The 1,064-nt window shown below is 43.3% G+C and carries 1 protein-coding gene; it reads left to right on the forward strand.

Annotation, left to right across the window (positions count from 1 at the left end; translation table 11 throughout):
• A partial coding sequence (locus tag AB4653_RS24985) for a sulfatase-like hydrolase/transferase (protein WP_372105574.1) occupies positions 1–912 on the forward strand: 912 nt, incomplete at its 5' end.
• Between the last annotated feature and the right edge of the window lie 152 nt (positions 913–1,064).

Genomic DNA, 1,064 nt, shown 5'->3' on the forward strand with positions numbered 1-1,064 from the left:
AGTTCAAGTAACGACATGTTTGGTATTTTCGGATTGTTCTATGGCCTTCCTAGCAGCTACGCAAGCAGCATCAAAGCACAAGGTTCGAGCGCAGTACTGCTCGATGTGCTAGATCATCACAATTATACACTTGCCGCTTTTAGCGGTGATGACTTTGACGACGCCCTTTACCCGGAAGTCATCTTCCGAGGCCGTGATGCGCTCCCAGAGCAAGCAACAGATGATGACCAAAGCGCAATACAAGCTTGGTCTGAATGGGTTCAATCACCACAAGCAAAAAGCCCTTGGTTTAACTTTATTGAGCTAACAACGCTCGATAACTTCTCTAGTTACGAAACAGATGTGACGTTGACTACCGCTGAACGTTTTACTGCAGATTACCAAAAATCGACTCAAGCGGCTGATGTTCAGTTAACGAAAATCTACGCAGAGTTGGAGCGCCTAGATCTTCAAGACAACACAGTGGTTATCATTACCTCTAACCACGGTACTGAATTTAACGAGACGAAAACCAACAGTTGGGGCGCAAACTCCAATTACAGTCGTTACCAACTACAAGTGCCTCTGTTCATCAAATGGCCAGGTAAGTCAGCATCTGAATATACTCACCGTTCTAGTCACCTAGATGTGTCAGTCACGCTAATGCAAGAGCTATTAGGTGTATCTTCGAACCCTACAGATTTTAGTAGTGGACGTAGCCTGTTTGATGAGCGTAGAAGAAAATGGATTCTTGCAGGAGACTCACGTGAACTTGCTCTTGTTACTGACCAACAAACAACGGTGTTAGATAAGTTTGGTAACTACAAATTGTACGATCAGAATTACAAACGTCTGAAAGATGTAAGCCCTCGCTTGCCAGTGTTGATGCAAGGCCTTACTGAGTTACAGCGGTTCTATACCAAAAATGACTAAATGATCATCAAAAAGAAAAGGGAAGCCAATGGCTTCCCTTTTTTATTGCCGTGAATGATTAGAAAACAAGCAACAAAACAAAATTATGAAAATTAAGGGTTTACAAGACCCTCTGCCCCTTATATTATTCACGCCACTGGAGGGATGGCTGA

Origin of the sequence: Vibrio sp. 10N.222.48.A3 (genome assembly GCF_041475345.1) — a bacterium.
GTDB classification, from domain to species: Bacteria; Pseudomonadota; Gammaproteobacteria; order Enterobacterales; family Vibrionaceae; genus Vibrio; species Vibrio tasmaniensis_A.